We start from the raw sequence: 19,657 nt of genomic DNA on the forward strand, positions 1-19,657 counted from the left end.
AAGTTGCAGAAGGCTCAGGCCGCTCCTCGATAAAACTCGTATCGGTTGCGGCCGCCGCGCTTGGCGGCATACATGGCTTGGTCCGCATGCGTTAGCAGCGTCTGAGGCTCCGAGCCATGCTCAGGAAAAAGCGCCAGCCCCAGGCTGCCTGACACCTGCACCACCGGTGGGTCAGGCCCCTCACCCAAGACGCACGGTGCGGCAATGGCAGACATCAGTTTGGTGGCCAGCACCTGGAGTTCGGTCCGGCCTTCCACTGCGCTGAAAATCATCACAAACTCGTCACCACCCAAGCGGCATACCGTATCCGCCGCGCGCAAAGTGCCCTGCAACCTGCGGGCCACTTCCTTCAACAGCAAGTCGCCTGCGTCGTGGCCGTGGTTGTCGTTGACCTCTTTGAAGTGGTCCAGATCCAGAAACCCGATGGCAAACACCCCTTTGTGCCGGCTGTAGTGCGCGCACAGCATCTTGAGCCGGTCTTGCAGGAGCACCCGGTTGGGTAAACCCGTCAGGGCGTCATGCTCGGCAAAGTGGCTGCGGGCTTCAAGCCGCTTTTTCTCCGTCACGTCCTGCAATACGGCAAGGCTGCGCACGGGTTGGTGCGCTTCGTCGTATTCCCAAATGGCAGACAGGATCACGTCGCACAGCGTGCCATCGCGGCGACATAACTGGTAGTCGATGTTGTCGCAACGGCCATCGCGCACGGCGGCAGGGATCACGACCTCACGTGCTTTGCGCGCGGAAGCGGGATCCATAAAGTCGGCCACATGCCGTCCCAACACATCTGCCTCGGCATAGCCCAGCGTGTCCAGCCACAACTTGCTGACCTGCACGATGCGACCTTGCGCATCAATCGAATGCAGCATGGCCGGAGTCTGAAAGTAAAGGTCCCGGGCCCGCGATTCACTGTCGGCCAGCACCTGCAAAGCCTGGCGCTGCCCTTCAGACATCACAGCCAGAAACAAGCCCGGCAAGAGCGTGGCCAATACCGACAAATAGAACAAGGCATCGCCCCACCAGCTGGAGGTTGGCGGAGGCAGCAACACGCCGTAGCGGATCAGTGCAGCCATGCTGGCGGCGACCAGCAGGTTGGCAGCAAAGGTGGCTACCAGGGTCGAACGCATGGCCATCCATACGACGGGAGCCACCATGATCACAAAGGGCTTGGGCAGGCTGGTACTTGCCCACAGCGTGACCGCCACACTGCCCAACAACATGGCCAGGGCCAGAGGTTCGGTGACTTGCGCCAGCGCCACGCGGGGCCGCTTGGTGGCCACGGACAAAGCCAGAGGCAATGCCGCCACTGTGCCTATGGTGTGTCCGATGAACCAGTTCAGCGACAACACTTGCCAGTCGCCGATGGCGGCGCCCACCCAGACCATTCCACCCAATGGAGCAAGCAGCGCTGCGGGTAACAGGGCCGCGCGCAGCAGAACCATTCCCTGCACTGCGGCCCGTTCCCCGGCGTGCTCCAAGGCACGGATGCGGTCCAGCATGACGGCAGACAGCATCATTTCCAACAAATGCACTGGCACGTCCAAGCCGGCACGCCACGCCATGGTCATGGGGCTGATCCAGGCTTGAAACTCTGGTCCGGCCCCCCAGGCGTACGCCACGTGCGCCGCCCACACGGCCACCAACAAAGCAGCCAACATGGCGGGCCACTGCGAGCGCTGCAGGCGCAACAGAGCCACGGCCCCTACCGGGTTGGCCATCCAGATAATGACCTGCCCCGGCCGCGCGTCGGACACCATCAGCGATAGCAGCCCCATGGCTGCGCAGACACCTGCCCACAGCAGCATCCACCGCACGCTGCGTGCGCGGGGCCGCATGGCACCGGTTTGCTGGACTTCAAAGACCATCCGCAGCCCTGTCTGAAGAACGTTTGGCCCGCAATCGCCATACCCCCACCATGACCAAAGCCAGCACCGACAACACCATGGCCAGTTTGCGCACCCAGGTGAGCCGCGGGTCTTCGTAGGTCAATGTCTCAGTGTCTATCCAGCGGCGCAACAGCGCCTGTCGGGTAGCGGGCGTGATGTCCTTGAGGCCGGCATTCAAGGCATCGCCCAGCGCTGCCAGTTCTTTGCGATAGGCAAAGCTCAGCTCGTACTCAAAGGGGAGCGACTCCACCACCTGCACCCCGCGTATGCCGCTGTGACGGGTGGCATCGCTCACGCTGGCCACATCCGCCACCACGCCGTCCACATCACCACGCAGCAGGGCTTGTAACGCGGCCACATCATCGGACACCGCAACCCAACGGATCAGCGGGTAATTGGTGCGCACAAAGCTCTCTACCGCATAGCCCTTGCCCACGGCGACCGGTCGGTCGGCGAGGTCTTTCAGCGTCGGGGGAATGGGCCCCTGCTTCACCACCAACACGGCGGGTACCTTGACGTAAGGTTCCGTGAAGGCCAGAAACTCGGCCCGCTCCGGGGTGGGGCGCAAGGAAGAAATCAGGTCTACCTCGCCACGGCGCGCCGCTTGCAAGATATTTGCAAGATTGTCTGCGGGCAGCACCTGCACGTTGGCGCCCAATCGGGGCTTGAGGATGTCCAGCACATCGATGGACAGGCCTTGCACCTGCCCGGCAGGCCCGGCGCTTACAAAGGGGGCGTAATCTTTTTCAGGCGCAAAGCGGATGGTTTGTGCCGCCACTGCGCCATGCAGCATGACCAGGCAAAAAGCCATCAGCCCGAAGACGGTGCGCCGGCAAGAGCTTGTGGTGTGCGCCATGGTTGTGTCCCTCTCGTTGTGTCTGCTGGAGTGCAGTGTCCGAGTCCTTGAAGCCAGTATAGGACCGGCCCCGCCGCGCGCCTAGCCCCCACAGGCGGTGCTAGCATGACGTTTTGACCAAGGATTGCGCATGATCAAGCTCTACATCGGTAACAAAAATTATTCTTCGTGGTCCATGCGCCCTTGGGTGCTGTTAAAGCAAGCCGGAATCGATTTTGAAGAAGTCATGGTGCGGTTTGACTCCTTCGACAGCCAGTCGCAATTCAAAACCACGCTCGCCAAGCTCAGCCCCACCGGCAAGGTGCCTTTGCTGGTCGATGGCGACCTCGCGGTCTGGGACACCCTGGCCATTGCCGAATACGTGGCCGAAGCGTTTCCCAACCTGCAGCTCTGGCCCGCCGACAAAGCCGCCCGTGCACGGGCCCGCAGCGTGTGCGCCGAGATGCACTCCGGCTTCACCGGCCTGCGCAGCAACTGCCCCATGAACATCGAGGCCACCCTGCTGGAAACCGGCGCCCTAATCTGGCGCGACAAGCCCGCCGTGCGCGCCGATGTGGCCCGCCTGAGCGCCATGTGGGAAGAGCTGCTGGCCCAGTATGGCGGCCCCATGTTGTTCGGCCAGTTCTCCGTGGCGGATGCCTACTTCGCCCCCGTCTGCGCCCGCCTCAAAACCTATGGCCTGCCGGTCAGCCCGGTGGTGGGTGCTTATGTGTCCCGCGTGCTGGCACTGCCCGGCGTGCAGGCCTGGATCACCGGCGCGCTGGCGGAGAAAGACTTTCTGGACTTTGAAGAACCCTACCGCCTGCAACGCTGAACCCCTTCCTCAGCCTGAACCTTCCATGCCCGCCGGCTCGCCCGCCCACACCCACTCCACCGGCACCTTTCTGGTAGGTGGTGCCGTGCGCGACGCGCTGTTGGGCCTGGAGGTGAAAGACCGCGACTGGGTGGTCGTGGGCAGCAGCCCGCAGCAAATGCTGGATGCGGGCTACCTCGCCGTGGGCAAAGACTTCCCGGTGTTTTTGCACCCCCGCACCCAGGAGGAATACGCCCTGGCCCGCACCGAGCGCAAAACCGCGCCCGGCTACAAGGGCTTTGCGGTGCACGCCGCACCGGATGTGACGCTGGAAGAAGACCTGGCCCGGCGCGACCTCACTATCAATTCCATAGCTGCTCGCGCAGATTCCACGGGCGCCAATGGCACTTTTGATACTAAAGACCTGATAGACCCCTTCGGCGGCCAGGCAGACCTGCAGATGCGTGTACTGCGCCATGTGACGCCTGCCTTTCGCGAAGACCCGGTGCGCATCCTCCGTGTGGCCCGGTTTGCGGCGCGGTTTACCGAGTTCACGGTGGCACCTGAAACCACCGCCCTGATGCAGACCATGGTGGAAGACGGCGAGGTGGACCACCTGGTGCCTGAGCGCGTGTGGCAAGAGATCGCCAAAGGCTTGATGGAAGCCCGCCCCTCCCGCATGTTTGAGGTGCTGCGCAGCTGCGGCGCCCTGAAGCGCCTGCTGCCTGAGCTGGACCGGCTCTGGGGCGTGCCCCAAAGCCCCGAGCACCACCCCGAGGTGGACACGGGCGTGCACGTCATGCTCGTGCTGGACCGCGCAGCACAGCTGGATGCGCCGCTGGCGGTGCGCTTTGCCTGCCTGGGCCACGACCTGGGCAAAGGCACCACGCCCGCTGACGTGCTGCCCCGCCACATCGGCCATGAGGAGCGCAGCGCCCGCCTGCTCAAGGGCGTTTGCCAGCGGCTGCGCGTGCCCAACGACTGCGCCGAGCTGGCCGACGTAGTCGCCCGCGAGCACGGCAACATCCACCGCAGCGGCTCGCTCAATGCTGCTGCCCTGCTGCGCCTCCTGGAGCGCTGCGACGCCATCCGCAAACCTGAGCGCTTTCGCGCCGCCTTGCTGGCCTGCCAGTGCGATGCCCAAGGTCGCCTCGGTCTGCACGATGCGCCCTACCCCCAAGCCCAGCGGCTGGGGCAGGCACTGGACCTGGCGCTGGCAGTTGCTACAGATTCCATAGCTGCTCGCGCAATATCCATGGGCGCTACCGGCCCAAAGATCGGTCAATTCATCCAAACCGCCCGCGCTGAGGCCATTGCCGCTGGCCTGCCGGCTGCCACCGCTGCCTGAGGGTTGTTCCGCTGCCAGCGCCGGGGCTTGCCTTGGTATGCTCCAAGCATGGCCCATTTACTGATTGTTGAAGACGATGAATTGCTGCGCGACGGCCTGTGCGCGCAGCTGGTACACGCCGGCCACAGCGTGAGCAGCGCCAGCGACGGCGCGCAAGCCCAAGGCCTGCTGGAGTCCACCCGCTTTGACGGTGTGGTGCTCGACCTGGGCCTGCCGGTGGTGGACGGTATTGCCGTGCTGCAATGGATACGCCAGCGCCTTGCCGCGCTGCCGGTGCTCATCCTCACCGCGCGTGATGGCGTTGACGACCGCGTACAAGGCCTCAACGCGGGCGCCGACGACTACCTCACCAAACCCTTCAACATGGCCGAGCTGCTGGCCCGCCTGCAGGCCATGCTGCGCCGCTCGCGCCTGCCTGCATTCGGTGGCTCGCTGGAGGTGCAAAGCACCCACAGCCGCAACCTGCGTCTGGACCCGGTACTGCCCCTGGCCTGGCTGGGCGATGACCCGATGGAGCTCACCCATCGCGAATGGTCTTTGCTCTCGCTGCTGGTCAACAACATGGGGCAGGTCGTCGGCCGGGAAGACGTGTTGTCCGTCTGGCAAACCGCTCCGCTGGAGGGCGGCGCCGCCGGCTCCAACGCGCTGGAGGTGTACGTGCACCGCCTGCGCCGCAAGCTCACCGATAGCGGCTTGAACATCCGCAACGTGCGCGGCCTGGGCTACATGCTCGAATCGGACACTCCGTGAGCCGCCCTGCGCGCTTCTCGCTCAAGCGGCAGTTGTTGATCTGGTTGCTGCTGCCCCAGCTGGTGTTGTGGCTCATGGGTGGCGTGCTGGCATTCCGCGTGGCGCTGGCCTATGCGGAGAAAACCATTGACCAGTCGCTCACGCAATCGGTGCGCTCGCTGGCCAGGCAGGTCAAGCCCATGGGCTCCGGCCTGCTGGTGGACTTTCCGCGTGCGGCGCGCGACATCATCGAACAAGACCCGGACGACCGCGTGGCCTACATGGTGTCCTCCCCGCCCGGCAGCTTCTTGCTGGGCAACACCAAAATTCCAGGGCGCACGCCCGACCTGTACTCCGCCGACAACGAGCCCGTGCTCTACGAAGTGGTGATGGATGGCCGGCCCATGCGCGTGGCTTCCATCGACCTGAGTTTTGGCGATGGTTTCACCGACCAGCGCATGCGGGTGCAGGTGGCCAAGAGCCTGGTAGCGCAGCAACGCATTGCCCGGGAGCTGGTGCGTGACGTGCTCTTCCCGTTGCTGATCTTGGGCGCCGTGCTCAGCGTGCTGGTGTACGAAGGCATACGCCGCGGCCTGGCTCCACTGGAGCGGCTGGAGGCGCAGCTGGCCAACCGCAACATGGCGTCGCTCTCTCCCATCGAGATGACGCAAGCGCCGGAGGAAGTGCACTCCCTGGCCAACACCCTGAACCAGCTGCTCACCACCCTGCGCCGCAGCCTGAGCCAGGAAAAGCGCTTTTTGAATGACGCCGCCCACCAACTGCGCACGCCCCTTGCGGGCCTGATCAGCCAGACCGAGCTGGCCATGCAAGAGAAAGACCCCGAGGCCTTGCAACAGCGCCTGACCAAAGTGCACACCGGCGCCCAGCGCAGCGCACACCTGGTGCATCAGCTGCTGTCTTTGGCCCGCACGGAAGCGGAGGTGAGCCTGGTGCCGGTGGATGCTGCTTCGCTGGCGCGGGAAGTGGCACGCGAATGGACGCGCCGCGCCCTGGCGGCTGGCGTGGACCTGGGCTACGAGGGCGAAGACAGTGTCATGGTGCCCGCCGACAAACTGCTGCTGCGCGAAGTGCTGAGCAACCTCATCGACAACGCCCTGCGCTACGCCGGCAAAGGTGCCGTGGTTACGCTGCGCACCACGGTGCACGATGGCTTCTGCTGGCTGGATGTGGAAGACACCGGCCCCGGCGTCTCTGGTGAGCAGCTAGAGCGCGTGTTTGAACGCTTCTGGCGCGCCAGCGAACTGCCCGGCGGCTGTGGACTGGGCCTGTCCATCGTGGCGGAAATCGCGCGGCGCCATAACGGCACGGCAACAGCGCAGACGACGTTGCCGCATGGGTTGACGATTCGGTTGCAGTTGCCTTTACAGCCCCTAATTTAGATAGTCTTGCAGAGAAATCTTTTTTTCACAGCATCACCTCCGCATCCATTTTTTCCACGAAAGGTGTACGACATGCAAATCACCGTTGAGACTACTGTGAAGGCGCCGATTGAGACCGTCTGGTCCGCCTACACAACTCCGCAAGATATCAAGCAGTGGAACACGGCATCTGATGACTGGCACACCACGCAAGCTACTGTTGATTTGCGCGCGGGCGGCAACTTCAGTTCGCGCATGGAAGCCAAAGATGGCAGCTTCGGCTTTGATTTCGCAGGGACCTATACCAAAGTGGTGCTCCATGAACGCATCGAATATGCCTTTGGTGACAGGAATGGGACGGTCGAGTTCAACAGCACTTCCGGTGGTGTGACGGTTCGCGTTACTTTTGATGCTGAAACCCAACACCCTTTGGAACAACAGCGTCAGGGTTGGCAGGCCATCTTGAATAACTTTGCCAAGCACGTCGAGGCGAAAAGTCTGTGAATCTCACGGGCCGCGCACGATAGTTTTTTGGCAAAAAAGCCGGGTTGCCTTTTTTGGACAGCTCGGCTTTTGCGTTGAAGTCCAGAAGACTTACACGTCCAAACGCACACCCGTCGCAGTGCTGAACCAGTTGGTGTTCGCAGGGTTCACGCGCAGGCCGACTTGATCACCGGCTTTCCAGGATGCGCTCGGAGCGGTGCGCACAGTCACTTCGCCCGCAGAGGTTTTCACCACCACGTACGTGTCGGCGCCAGTGGGTTCCACCACTGCCACTTCGCCGCGCCAGGCGGCATCGCCAGTGATCAGCTCGATGTGCTCGGGCCGCACGCCCAGGGTGGCGTCGCCAGCGGCGGGGGTCGCCAGCTCCAGGGTGCTGCCGTTGAAAGTAAAGCGGCCTTGCGCGCCGGGCACTTCCACATGACCCTTGATCAGGTTCATGGTGGGCGAGCCGATGAAGGTGGCCACATAGGTGTTGGCCGGGCGGTTGTAGATGTCGTCGGGTGTGCCGATCTGTTGCAGGATGCCGTCCTTCATCACTGCGATGCGGCTGCCCAGGGTCATGGCCTCAATCTGGTCGTGCGTCACGTACACGCTGGTGATGCCGGACACCTGGTGCAGGCGCTTGATTTCAGCGCGCATTTCTACGCGGAGCTTGGCGTCCAGGTTGGAGAGCGGCTCGTCAAACAGGAAGAGTTGGGGGTCACGTGCCAAAGCACGGCCCATGGCTACACGCTGGCGCTGACCGCCAGACAACTGCGCGGGGCGGCGGTCCAGCAAGTGTTCGATTTGCAGCATGGCCGCCACTTCAGCAATGCGCTTTTTGCGCTCTTCCACGGGCACCTTGCGCATTTCCAGAGCGAAGCCGATGTTGTCAGCCACGCTCATGGTGGGGTAGAGCGCGTAGCTTTGAAACACCATGGCGATGTCGCGCTGTGCGGGGGCCACGCCCACCACGTTTTTGCCGGCAATGCGTAGCTCGCCTTCGGACGGCTCTTCGAGGCCCGCAATGATGTTGAGCAAGGTGGACTTGCCGCAGCCGGAGGGGCCGACCAGGATCAGGAACTCGCCGGGGGCGACGTCGATTTCGATCTTTTTCAGGACTTCAACGGCTTTGTCGCCCTTGCCGAAAACTTTGCGGATGCCTGCGATTTGGAGAGAAGCTGCCATTTTTTATCCTTTCACCGCGCCAGCGGTGAGACCTTTCACGAAATATTGACCTGCCAGTACGTAGACCAACATGGTGGGGAGACCTGCGATCACGGCCGCAGCCATGTCGACGTTGTAGCTTTTGACACTGCTGGAAGTGTTGGCCATGTTGTTCAGGCCCACGGTGATGGGCTTGCTGTCCGCGCCACTGAAGGCCACGCCGAACAGGAAGTCGTTCCAGATGTTGGTGAACTGCCAGATGAGCGTCACCATCAGGATCGGGGTGGACATGGGCACCACGATGCGGAAGAAGATGCGCCAGAAACCGGCACCGTCAATGCGCGCTGCGTTCACCAGCTCTTTGGGGATGGCGGTGTAGTAATTGCGGAAGAACAGCGTGGTACCGGCCAAACCGGCAATGCAGTGCACCAGCACCAAGCCACCGAGTGAGCTGGAGAGGCCCAAGTAGCCCAACACCTGGCTCATGGGCAACAACACCACCTGGAAGGGCATGAACACGCCAAACAGCATGAAGCCAAACAGCACTTCGCTGCCCTTGAACTTCCACATGCTCAGCACATAGCCATTGATGGCGCCCCAGGCGGTGGAGATCAGCACAGCGGGCACCGCCATGATGATGGAGTTCATGAAGTAAGGCTGCAGGCCGCGGCAGTCCACACCGGTACAGGCGCTGGACCAGGCGAGTTGCCAGGATTCGAAATTGAGGGAGTTGGGCAAGCTCAGCAAATTGCCGGAGCGGATTTGCTCGGCATCTTTGAACGAGGTGGCCAACATCACGTACAGCGGCGCCAGGAAAAAGAAGGCGGCCAACAGCAACGTGCCGTAGATCAGGATGCGGGGTAGGTTTTTAGACAACATAGGGTGCGATCGTGGTGGTACGGTCGTGGATTAACGGTCGTGAGGTTTGGTGCGCAATTCGCTGTACAGATACGGCACCACGAGGGCCGCCACGAACATCAGCATCATGGTGGCGCTGGCTGCACCCAGGCCGATTTGGCCGCGGGTGAAGCTCATCACGTACATGAAGGTGGCGGGTACGTCAGACGCATAGCCGGGGCCGCCAGACGTGAGCGCCATCACAAGGTCAAAACTCTTGATAGACAGGTGCGACAACACCAGCACGGTGGAGAACACCACGGGGCGCAGGATGGGAAGAATGATGCGCCAGTAGATGCGGGGAAGCGAAGCGCCGTCGATCTGGGCGGCTTTGATGATGCTGTCGTCAATGCCGCGCAGGCCGGCCAGCGACAAGGCCATGGCAAAGCCCGCGGACTGCCAGATGCCGGCAATTACCACGCAGTAAATGGCGGTTTCAGACTGCACCAGCCAGTCAAAGCTGAAGCTGGTCCAGCCGAAATCGTGCGCCAACTTTTCCAAACCAAGGCTCGGGTTCAAGATCCATTTCCAGGCAGTGCCGGTCACGATGAACGACAAGGCCATGGGGTAGAGGTAAATGGTGCGCAGCACGCCTTCGGCACGGATTTTCTGGTCCAGAAAAATCGCCAAGGCCATGCCCAGAATCATGGAGCCACCCACATACAACACGCTGAAGATGCCGAGGTTTTTGAGAGCGATGTACCAGCGGTCCATTTCCCACAGGCGCACGTACTGCTCCAGCCCCACGAACTCTTCGTAGTTGGGCAGCATGCGCGAGCCGGTGACCGACAGGATGCCGTTCCAGATCATGAATCCGTAAATGAAGGCGAAGCCGAGCACAAAGCCCGGAGCAATCACCAGCTTGGGGAGGATGTTTTCAAGGGTTTTCATAAGTCTTACTTTTGCTTGGGCGCACTCACTGCGACCAATTTGGCGACGGCCTCACTCACGCTCAGCTTGTCGTTGTTCCAGAACTCGCTCACCGCGGCACGCATGGCCGCTTGCTGTGATGACGACAGTGCCATGCCATGGGCTACCGAGGGCACCAGCGCGCCCGAGGCGGAGGTGGCTACAAAGTCTTTGCTGGAGGTCTTGGCGCAGTCGTCAAACTTCTCCATGTTCATGCCCAGTCGCACAGGGATGGAGCCTTTGCGCAGGTTGAACTTTTCCTGAAACTCCTTGCCCATGAGCAGGTAGGCCAGGTAGCCTTGGGCCTTTTGGGCTTCCCAGCTCTTGAGCTGGAACATGGCAAAGGAGTCCACGTTGAAGGTGTAGGCGTTGGCGGTGCCGGGTGCAGCGGAGCAGGTGAATTCCTTGCCCGGTGTCTGGCCCGCAGCCAGAAACTCGCCCTTGGCCCAGTCGCCCATGAACTGGAAGCCGGCTTTGCCGTTGATGACCATCTCGGTGGTGACGTTCCAGTCACGGCCGTTGGAATTGGCATCGGTGTAAGACTTGATGCGGCGGAAGATTTCCAGAGACTTTTTCATCTCGTCACTGGTCATCGCAGCGCGGTCCAGCTTGACCAAGGCTTTGTCGTACAGCGCGGTACCGCCAACGCCAAGAACCACGCTTTCAAACACCGTGAAGTCCTGCCAGTCCTGCCCGCCGTGTGCGACAGGGATGAAGCCGGCAGCCTTGATCTTGTCGGCTGCGGCAAAAAATTCGTCATAGGTTTTGGGCAGTGCTGCGACACCCGCTTTTTTGAGCACGGCGGAGTTGGCCCACAACCAATTCACCCGGTGTACATTCACCGGGACGGCCACGTAGCGGCCTTTGTATTTCATCTGGTCGGCCACGACCTTGGGGAGCGCTTCGTCCCACTTTTCGAACGACGCCATCGCGTCGAGGTTGGTCAACACGTTCAGTTCGGCCCATTCCTGAATGGCCGGCCCTTTGATGTTGGCTGCCGCTGGAGCATTGCCCGCGAGCACACGCTGTTTGAGCACCGCCATGGCATTCTGGCCACCACCACCGGTCACGGTAAAGTCTTTCCAGGTGTGGCCGCGTTTGCCCATCATGTCTTTGAGTTCTGCAACCGATTTGGCTTCACCGCCGGAGGTCCAGTAGTGCAAGACCTCTACTTCGCCGGCATGCAACGCGGCGCTTGCGCACAGCGCAAATGCAGCGGCCATGGTGCGCGCTAGGGCTGAAAAGTACATGAGAGTGACCTGAAGAACACGTGATGGGGAATGGCCCCACCCCCGTCAAGGGATGGGGCCATCTTGGAAGAACGGGCGCCAGGCGCCCGGCCAGGGCTTACTTGGTAGCAGCGGCCTTGGCGATGTTCTTCACACCGTCAGCAACGGAGATCTTGTCGTCGTTCCAGAACTGGGACACGGCGTCCTTGATCGCGCCTTCAGCAGCGGGCTTGATGGCCATGCCGTGAGCCACGGAAGGAACCAGACCACCGGACTTGGCGGTAGACACGAAGTCCTTGGCGGAAGTCTTGGCGCAGTCGTCGAACTTGTCCATGGACATGTTCAAACGCACGGGGATGGAACCCTTGTTCAGGTTGAAGACTTCCTGGAACTCTGTGCCCATGATGGAAGCAGCCAGATCAGCCTGGGCCTTTTGGGCGCCAGCGTCCTTCAGCTTGAACATCGCGAAGGAGTCCACGTTAAAGGTGTACGCATTGCCGGTGCCGGGAGCAGCAGCGCAGACGTAGTCTTTGCCGGGAACCTTGCCAGCAGCAGAGAACTCGCCCTTGGCCCAGTCACCCATGAACTGGAATGCGGCCTTCTCTTGGATGACCATGGCGGTCGCCAGGTTCCAGTCGCGGCCGGGGGCGGCTGCGTCGGTGTAACCCTTGACCTTGCGGAATGTTTCCAGGACCTTGGTCATGGTGGCGCTGGTCAGTGCCTTCTGGTCGAGCTTGATCAGAGCTTCGTTGTAGAACTTGGTGCCGCCCACGCCCAGAGCCACAGACTCAAAGGTGGTGAAGTCTTGCCAGTTCTGGCCACCGTGTGCCACGGGGATCAGGCCGGCCTTCTTGACCTTTTCAGCAGCAGCAAAGAACTCGTCCCATGTCTTGGGGGTAGCCGTCACGCCGGCCTTCTTCAGGACAGCGGAGTTAGCCCACATCCAGTTCACGCGGTGCACGTTCACGGGAGCAGCCACGTAGTTGCCTTTGTACTTCATGACGTCAGCCACCACCTTGGGCAGCAGGTCGTCCCACTTTTCAGCCTTGGCGGTAGCGTCGAGGTTAGCCAACACACCTTCAGAAGCCCACTCCTGAATGGCAGGGCCTTTGATCTGGGCGGCTGCAGGAGGGTTTCCGCTCACCACGCGGCTCTTCAGCACGGTAGCAGCGTTGTCACCACCGCCGCCGGCCACTGCGAAGTCTTTCCATGTGTGGCCCTTGCCTTGCATGATCTTCTTCAGTTCAGCCACGGACTTGGCTTCGCCGCCGGATGTCCAGTAGTGCAGGACTTCCACTTCACCAGCCACAGCGGCCGAACCAGCAACCACGAGTGCCACTGCGGTGGCGAGTTTAGAAAGCTTCAACATCTTGTCTCCAAAAAAGTGTATCTGTCCGGCTGTGCAACAAAACGGGCCGGAAGCAACGTTGAATTCGAGCGAACACCATGTCCACTTGAATTAATTAATTTTTAATTAATTTTTAACGTTGAACTACTAGGAGTTTCCCTAGGGAGACTTAGATCTATCAGCTTGATTTACCGGCTCAGGCCACCACCAATGCGAGCGCGGCGTAATCCCCGACCTTCTCACCCAAGCCGGCGGGCACGATCTCCACACCGTCGGTCAGGGCCGGCAGCTTGCCTTTGAGAGCGGCTTGGAGTTTGGGCAAGAGGTAATCGCGGTTGTGCCAGAACACACTGCCGCCCACGCTGATGCGCTGCAGGTCCAGCGTGGCCACCATGTTGTACAGGGTGCGCCCCATGACGTCGCAAAGATCATCCACAATGGCCACAGCGCCCGCGTCGCCTGCGCGAGCAGCTACAAAAAGCGTAGCAGCATCTGCAAAGCCTTGTGCGCCGAACCTGCGCGGAATCGCGTTGCCGGCGACCAGCCCTTCCACATCGCCCACGTTGCCGCAGCCGCACAAGGCATCGTTGTTGGAACTCACAAAGGTGTGGCCCGCATGGCCTGCGTTTCCGTTTTTGCCGCGCAGGATGTTGCCGTCCACACACAAGCCCATGCCGATACCGGTACTCCAGGTCACGTAAGCGCAATTGGCCACACCCTGCAACGCACCCCAGCGGCGCTCTGCTTCCAGGGCGCCTACTCCGTCGTTCTCTACCCGCACGTTCGGGAATGTGGCTTTCAAGGGGGCTTCGAGCAAGGCGGTCACCCAGTCGTTGGGCAAACCGCGCGCCTTGCCAGCCAGGCCGCCACAGATGTTGGGGCCGGCCAACTCGACCATGCCCTGGTTGATCACAAAAGGCCCGCAGGTGGCCACCCCCACTGCAGCAATGTCCGCCACGGCCACGCCCGCCAAGGCGCAGCTCTCGCCCACCATGCGGATGATCTGACGGGCCAGCGCGTCGTTGTTGCCTTCTTTGGCGGTGGGCTCAGAAACCTTGCCCCGCACGCCGGCAGCATCGGCAATATTGACTGCCACCTTGGTGCCGCCGATGTCCACACAGGCGACTGGCGCGCTGCCGGGGGCGATGTTCAATTCAATGTCGTGGGTCAATGCCATGATGCACTCGCTCTCAAATCTTGAAAATTAACAGGGGTTGGGTTTCAGTTGCGGCCGTAGTCGTCCTGCAGACGCACGATGTCGTCCTCGCCCAGATAACTACCGAACTGTACTTCCACAATCTCTACCGGGCCGTCGGTCAGATTGGCCAGGCGGTGCACTTGCCCGATGGCAATGTCGCAGTACTCACCGGGCCTCAGATCAAACTGGCGGTCATCCAGTGTGACCCGCGCAATGCCTTCGGTCACCACCCAATGCTCTGCACGCTGGTGGTGCTTCTGCAAACTCAGTTGCTGGCCGGGGTGCACACCGATGCGCTTGATTTTGTTGCCCGGTACTTCGGAGATGGTTTCGTACCAGCCCCACGGGCGCAGGGTGCGTTCGATGGTCTCGGTTCGCAAGGTAGTTTGCATGATTAAACAATCCTTAAAACGGCGCGGCTATCCTACCCCGCATCACACCCCCGTCGTTACGGGCTTGTTACTGCCGAATATCAGGATGCGGGAAACACGTGGGCCATGCCACGCGCTGAAACCTGCACCCGCGCACCCACGCCAGGCGCCTCAAGCCCTGCACTGTGCACGTGCACACGAGCACCGTTGGCAGAAGTATCCAACTGCACGATCAGCTCGCATACCGAGCCACAAAAATCGGTTTCCACCACCGTGCCCACACAGGAAGGCGCCTCCCCTGCGGATACTGCCGCCGTATCCAGGGGACTGACTGACAGCTGCTCAGGGCGCAACAGAATCTGGCCCGACCCCACCCGGGCGTGGTCTTGCGTGGGCAGCCGGCCCAGCGCGCAGTCTGCCCAGCCGGCTGACAGCGTCGCGTCGAGTACCACGGCATCGCCCAGGAAGCTGGCAGTGACCGGATCGTTCGGGCGCAAGTACAAGTCCAAAGGCATGCCCACTTGCGCGAGCAAGCCGCCACGCATCACGGCGACCTGGTCTGCGAAAGACAAAGCTTCCGCTTGATCGTGTGTGACCAGAATGGTGGTAATGCCTGCGTCTTGCAACAACCGGGCGACCGCCTTGCGCGTGGAAGCCCGCAAGCCCGTGTCCAGCGCAGAAAACGGCTCGTCCAGCAACATCAACTTGGGCCGCTGCGCCAAGGCGCGCGCCAGCGCCACGCGCTGCTGTTGGCCACCCGAAAGTTCGTGTGGGCGGCGTTGCAGCATGGCCCGGTCCAGCGAGACCATGTCCATCAATTCATTGATACGCGCCTTGCGATCGGGAGCCGACTTATCCAGTCCGAAGCCCACGTTGTCCGCCACGCTCAAATGCGGAAACAGCGCGCCGTCTTGCGGCACATAGCCAATGCCACGCTGGTGCGCAGGCACGATGGCAGGCCCGTCCGCAAGCACATCACCCTGCAACACCACGCGACCTGCGTCAGGCGCCTCAAAGCCTGCAATGATGCGCAAGAGGCTGGTCTTGCCGGAGCCCGAGGGGCCCACGATGGCGGTGCGGCTACCGCGCGGCACGCTCAGCTGTATGCCTTTGAGGGCCGCCACATTTCCATACGATTTGTGCACACCGTGCAGTTCAAGAGTCGTCATCGTCCCGCCATGCGTCGAGATTGGAGGTAAAGCATCCAGGTTAGCGGGAGCGACATCAGCACCATCAGCAGCGCATACGGCGCGGCGCCGGCATAGTCGATCTCCGAGCTGTGGGACCAGAAAGCGGTCGCCAGCGTCTGGGTGCCATTGGGGGCCAACAACAAGGTGGCCGTGAGTTCAGTGGTAATGGCCAAAAACACCATGGCGTACCCTGAAGCTGCGCCGGGTGCCGCCAAGCGCATGGTGATCTGCCACAGGGCCTGCAATGGCGTGCGCCCCAGACTGCGTGCGGCTTGCTCCAGCTCCATGGGGGCTTGTGCAATGCCTGCGCGCAGGCTCACCAGCGCACGCGGCAAAAACATGAGCGCATAGGCCAGCAATACCGTGAACACCGTCTGGTACAGCGGCAGCGCCACACGCACGGTCACGGTGACCAATGCCAGCGCCACCACGATGCCGGGCAGAGCACCGGCCAGGTAATTGGCACCTTCTACCCAACGTTGCACTTTCCCGGGCGACCGGATAGACAACCAAGCCATGGGTACCGCAGATACGGTAGTGAGCAAGGCCCCCAAACCGGCCAACAACAAGGTTTGCCACAGTGCGGGCGCCAATTCCTTGAAGTTCCAGACCTCTGCGCCACCGGCCCACAGCCAGCGGCTCAGGGTGACCAGCGGCACGCCCAGCGACAACAAGGCAGTCGCAGCAGGCAGTAGCAGGCAAAGTGCAGTCCAGCGGCCCAAGGCCCGCACAGGCACTTGCCGGGCAGAACCCGCGCCGACCCGCGCATACCGCTCCCGTCCGCGGGTGCCGGCTTCCAAGCCGAGCAAGCCAAAGCAGCACAGCACCAACACCCCTGCCAACATGTTGGCGGCCGGGCCGTTGTAGGTGGATTGGAACTGGTCCACGATGGCGGTGGTGAAGGTGTCAAAGCGGATGGTCACAAACAATCCGTATTCCGCCAGCAAATGCAGCCCCACCAGCAGTGCACCGCCCCAGATGGCCAGCCGCAGCTGAGGAAGCACCACTTTGATAAACACGGCCCACGGGCCGTAGCCCAACGAAGCCGCAGCATCTTCCATGGCCGGGTCTAGTCGGCGCAATGCGGCTGCGATAGGCAAATACACAAACGGAAAATAAGCCACCAGCGAAATCAGCACCGCCGCCCACAGGCCGTGCATGCCGGGCGCAACGCTGATCCATGCGTAGCTGTGCACAAAGGCCGGCACTGCCAAAGGCGCCGCAGCCAACCACGACCACCATCGCGCACCGGGCAAATCCGAACGCTCGGTCAGCCACGCCAAGGCCAAGGAGAGCACGATGGAAAGGGGCACGGTCAACACCACCAGCAGCGCGGTATTGATCAATAACTCGCCTACCCGCGGCCTGAATACCAAGGCCACCACCGTGTCCCAACCGCTCTGAAAAGCGACCCATGTCACGAAGCCCAGCGGCAGCAAGGCGAACACGGACACGAGCAACGCAGCCAGCGCCACCCAAGACAAACGCCCCTGGCGCGCGGGGCGGGCCAGGGGCGCAGGAACGCGCACTGCGATAGAAGTCACGAGAGGATTACAGCAGGCCCGCCTGGGTCATCAGGTCAGAGACCTTTTTGCTATTGAGTTTGGAAGGTTCGACTTTAGGTGCTTGCAAGTCTGCCAGTGGCACGAGGCTGCGGTGCGATGCGGCACCCTGGCCCACGGCATATTCAAACGAGCTGCCCGTGCGCAAAATTTCCTGGCCGCCTTTGCCGGCGATCCACTTCACAAAGGCCTGGGCTTCTGCTTTGCGTTTGCTGGAAGCCAGCACGCCCGCACCGGAGATGCTCACAAACGCGCCCGGATCTTCATTGCGGAAATAGTGCAAACCCACCTTCTCGCTGTTCTCACCGGTCTTGGCCATGTCGCCGTAGTAGTAGTAGTGGTAGATCACCGCGCCGTCCACCTGGCCTGCATTCACGGCTTTCATGGCAATGCTGTTGCCCTTGAAAGGCACGACGTTTTCTTTCATACCCTTGAGCCAGGCAGCTGTAGCAGACTCGCCCTTGAGCTCCAGCACAGCACTCACGATGGCCTGAAAGTCAGCGCCAGCGGGAGAGGCAGCCCAACGGCCCTTCCACTCGGGCTTGGCCAGATCCATCAGGGACTTGGGCAATTGCTCAGGGGTGAATTTGGTTTTCTTGTACACAAAGACGGTACTACGCGCAGCAATACCTACCCAGCGACCATGCGCCGTGCGGTAGGCGGGCGCAATCTGGTTGATCGTGGCAGGGTCCAGCGGAGCAAACAAGCCGGCACCATCCACCAGGGCCATGGCCGGGGAGTTTTCAGTCAAAAACACGTCGGCCGGCGAGGCGGCTCCTTCTTGCACCAGTTGGTTGCCCAACTCGGTATTGCCGCCTTGGCGCAAAGTAACCTTGATGCCGGTTTCTTTGGTGAAGGCCTCTGCCCAGGCTTGGGTCAAGCTGGCGTGCTGGGCGTTGTAGACCAGGATGCCTTCTGCGGAAGGCGTCTGCGCTTGTGCAGGCAATCCTACGGTGGCGATCGCAGCGCCCAAGGCAGCCAAGCGGAACAAAGAGGTCAGGAATTTACGTTTCATGGTGCAGGCAAAGGGTTTAATCCGGCCGTCTTGTTTCGGCCACAACACAAATAACAACAATTCGCATTTAGATTGTAGCCTTAGTTTCCGCTGCATCCCGAAGGATGCCTCAGGAGAAACCGCGAATGCCTCAGGATTACAGCCGATGGGTCCTGTCGCCACGGGCAAAGCCCAGAAGCGGAACATCCACACCCCGACCCAACGCGACTACCTTGAACAACTCGCCCATCTCGTGCTCCATCAGAAGTTTCTGGGCGGCTACACGGGCTTGCAGTGGCTGCGATTGCATGGCTTCCACCAAGCCGCAATTCATCAGAAAGTGGGCCTGGTTGGTATAGCCCAACACATCCAGGCCCGCGTCCTGGGCGGCAACCGCAACACCCGTGAAGTTCACGTGCGCGGTGATGTCTTTAAGCCCCACATCACTCAATGGATCGGCGTCCGCCCTGTGGGCGCGGTGGCACATGACCGTCCCCCCGGACCGCTGCACATGGTAGTACTCACTCTCGGGGAAACCATAGTCCAGCAAGAAAGCAGCCCCAGCTTCCAGGTGATCCGCCAGCGTGCGGACAAAGGCTTCACCCTGTGCGTGGATTTCCGTCAGGTAGTCATGTTCGCCATCGATATCGACAGGCGGGCGCAAGGTGCTGGGCTTGTCTGCCCAGACCAATTGGCCCTGAGCCAAGGCCACACCGCGCTCATGCCAGCCCCCCGCCACACGGGCCAGCAGCTGCACCGGCATGGCATCCAGCACCTCATTGCCCACGACCACGCCACGCATCTGTGCAGGCAACGAGCTCGCCCACTGCACCTTGCCGGCATGGCCTGCCAGTCGCTCCCGCTGGCGGGCTTTCAGGGAATCTGACAAATCCACAATCGTGTACGAGCGCACCCGGTCGCCCAATGCGTCGAGCAACTGCAGCGCCAAGGCTCCAGTGCCCGCGCCGAATTCCCAGAGCTCGTCGGTGCCTGTGGCTTCCAGCACCTGCGCTACCTGGCGGGCGAGCGCTTGGCCGAACAAAGGGCTGATCTCCGGGGCCGTCACAAAGTCGCTACCGGCACCTTCGACCCCTGCTTCACCCACCAATCCCTGGGGCATCTGGCCGAATTTGGCGGAGCCGTTGGCGTAGTAGCCCCAACCCGGCGCATACAAAGCCAGGGCCATAAAGGTGTCAAATCCCATCCATCCGCCCGCCTTTTCAATGGCATCCGCGATAATTCGGGTCAAGTTGGCCGGAATACTCTCCGTCGTGGACATGGGCATGGGTCTCGTGTTGCGTAAAGCCACGGATTATCTTTC

At 61.6% G+C, this 19,657-nt stretch carries 18 protein-coding genes; 5 read left to right on the forward strand and 13 right to left on the reverse strand.

Annotation, left to right across the window (positions count from 1 at the left end; genetic code table 11):
* Window positions 1-14 precede the first annotated feature (14 nt).
* Complete coding sequence (locus RAN89_RS18010; RefSeq protein ID WP_313867589.1) at window positions 15-1,862, reverse strand: diguanylate cyclase domain-containing protein; 1,848 nt, start codon at window positions 1,860-1,862, stop codon at window positions 15-17.
* A complete protein-coding gene (locus tag RAN89_RS18015) occupies window positions 1,852-2,739 on the reverse strand; it encodes a transporter substrate-binding domain-containing protein (protein ID WP_313867590.1) in 888 nt (295 codons plus the stop codon). Before RAN89_RS18015 ends, RAN89_RS18010 begins: the two co-directional genes overlap by 11 nt.
* A gap of 130 nt (window positions 2,740-2,869) precedes the next feature.
* On the opposite strand from RAN89_RS18015, the gene RAN89_RS18020 reads away from it, so the two are divergent.
* The 5 genes from RAN89_RS18020 to RAN89_RS18040 all read left to right on the forward strand — a co-directional run bounded on the left by RAN89_RS18020 (window position 2,870) and on the right by RAN89_RS18040 (window position 7,492).
* Window positions 2,870-3,553 (forward strand): glutathione S-transferase family protein, encoded by a 684-nt coding sequence (locus tag RAN89_RS18020; RefSeq protein WP_313867591.1) that lies wholly within the window; start codon window positions 2,870-2,872, stop codon window positions 3,551-3,553.
* A gap of 25 nt (window positions 3,554-3,578) precedes the next feature.
* Entirely contained in the window at window positions 3,579-4,880 is a 1,302-nt protein-coding gene (locus RAN89_RS18025) for a multifunctional CCA addition/repair protein (protein WP_313867592.1), read from the forward strand.
* Between the two features lie 48 nt (window positions 4,881-4,928).
* The gene (locus tag RAN89_RS18030; protein WP_087495080.1) at window positions 4,929-5,630 is read left to right on the forward strand and encodes a response regulator transcription factor; all 702 of its coding nucleotides are present in this window, start codon (window positions 4,929-4,931) and stop codon (window positions 5,628-5,630) included.
* Window positions 5,627-7,009 carry a sensor histidine kinase gene (locus tag RAN89_RS18035; protein ID WP_313867593.1) on the forward strand — a complete coding sequence of 461 codons (1,383 nt, stop codon included), beginning with the start codon at window positions 5,627-5,629 and terminating at the stop codon, window positions 7,007-7,009. Before RAN89_RS18030 ends, RAN89_RS18035 begins: the two co-directional genes overlap by 4 nt.
* Before the next feature lie 72 nt (window positions 7,010-7,081).
* On the forward strand, window positions 7,082-7,492 hold the full coding sequence (locus RAN89_RS18040; RefSeq protein ID WP_313867594.1) for an SRPBCC family protein: 411 nt from the start codon (window positions 7,082-7,084) through the stop codon (window positions 7,490-7,492).
* A 90-nt stretch (window positions 7,493-7,582) separates the two neighbouring features.
* Here the strand turns inward: RAN89_RS18040 and RAN89_RS18045 are convergent, their stop codons facing one another.
* The 11 genes from RAN89_RS18045 to RAN89_RS18095 form a co-directional block, all read right to left on the reverse strand.
* On the reverse strand, window positions 7,583-8,659 hold the full coding sequence (locus RAN89_RS18045) for an ABC transporter ATP-binding protein (RefSeq protein WP_313867595.1): 1,077 nt from the start codon (window positions 8,657-8,659) through the stop codon (window positions 7,583-7,585).
* A gap of 3 nt (window positions 8,660-8,662) precedes the next feature.
* Window positions 8,663-9,517 (reverse strand): carbohydrate ABC transporter permease, encoded by an 855-nt coding sequence (locus RAN89_RS18050; RefSeq protein WP_313867596.1) that lies wholly within the window; start codon window positions 9,515-9,517, stop codon window positions 8,663-8,665.
* Window positions 9,518-9,547: 30 nt separating this feature from the next.
* Window positions 9,548-10,426 (reverse strand): carbohydrate ABC transporter permease, encoded by an 879-nt coding sequence (locus tag RAN89_RS18055; protein ID WP_313867597.1) that lies wholly within the window; start codon window positions 10,424-10,426, stop codon window positions 9,548-9,550.
* Window positions 10,427-10,431: 5 nt separating this feature from the next.
* A complete protein-coding gene (locus tag RAN89_RS18060) occupies window positions 10,432-11,694 on the reverse strand; it encodes an ABC transporter substrate-binding protein (protein WP_313867598.1) in 1,263 nt (420 codons plus the stop codon).
* Window positions 11,695-11,791: 97 nt separating this feature from the next.
* A complete protein-coding gene (locus tag RAN89_RS18065; protein ID WP_313867599.1) occupies window positions 11,792-13,042 on the reverse strand; it encodes an ABC transporter substrate-binding protein in 1,251 nt (416 codons plus the stop codon).
* A gap of 175 nt (window positions 13,043-13,217) precedes the next feature.
* The gene (locus tag RAN89_RS18070; protein ID WP_087495085.1) at window positions 13,218-14,198 is read right to left on the reverse strand and encodes an ROK family protein; all 981 of its coding nucleotides are present in this window, start codon (window positions 14,196-14,198) and stop codon (window positions 13,218-13,220) included.
* Between the two features lie 44 nt (window positions 14,199-14,242).
* Window positions 14,243-14,611, reverse strand: coding sequence for a phosphomannose isomerase type II C-terminal cupin domain (locus RAN89_RS18075; RefSeq protein ID WP_313867600.1), 369 nt, complete (start codon window positions 14,609-14,611; stop codon window positions 14,243-14,245).
* Window positions 14,612-14,691: 80 nt separating this feature from the next.
* Entirely contained in the window at window positions 14,692-15,759 is a 1,068-nt protein-coding gene (locus RAN89_RS18080) for an ABC transporter ATP-binding protein (protein WP_313867601.1), read from the reverse strand.
* Window positions 15,756-17,324: an ABC transporter permease gene (locus RAN89_RS18085; protein WP_313867602.1), complete on the reverse strand. Its 1,569-nt coding sequence runs from the start codon at window positions 17,322-17,324 to the stop codon at window positions 15,756-15,758. The genes RAN89_RS18080 and RAN89_RS18085 overlap by 4 nt, the downstream gene beginning before the upstream one ends.
* A gap of 7 nt (window positions 17,325-17,331) precedes the next feature.
* The gene (locus tag RAN89_RS18090) at window positions 17,332-18,357 is read right to left on the reverse strand and encodes an iron ABC transporter substrate-binding protein (RefSeq protein WP_313867603.1); all 1,026 of its coding nucleotides are present in this window, start codon (window positions 18,355-18,357) and stop codon (window positions 17,332-17,334) included.
* A gap of 136 nt (window positions 18,358-18,493) precedes the next feature.
* Entirely contained in the window at window positions 18,494-19,615 is a 1,122-nt protein-coding gene (locus tag RAN89_RS18095; protein WP_313869433.1) for a class I SAM-dependent methyltransferase, read from the reverse strand.
* Between the last annotated feature and the right edge of the window lie 42 nt (window positions 19,616-19,657).

The sequence above is a fragment of the Rhodoferax mekongensis genome (assembly GCF_032191775.1).
GTDB lineage: Bacteria > Pseudomonadota > Gammaproteobacteria > Burkholderiales > Burkholderiaceae_C > Allorhodoferax > Allorhodoferax mekongensis.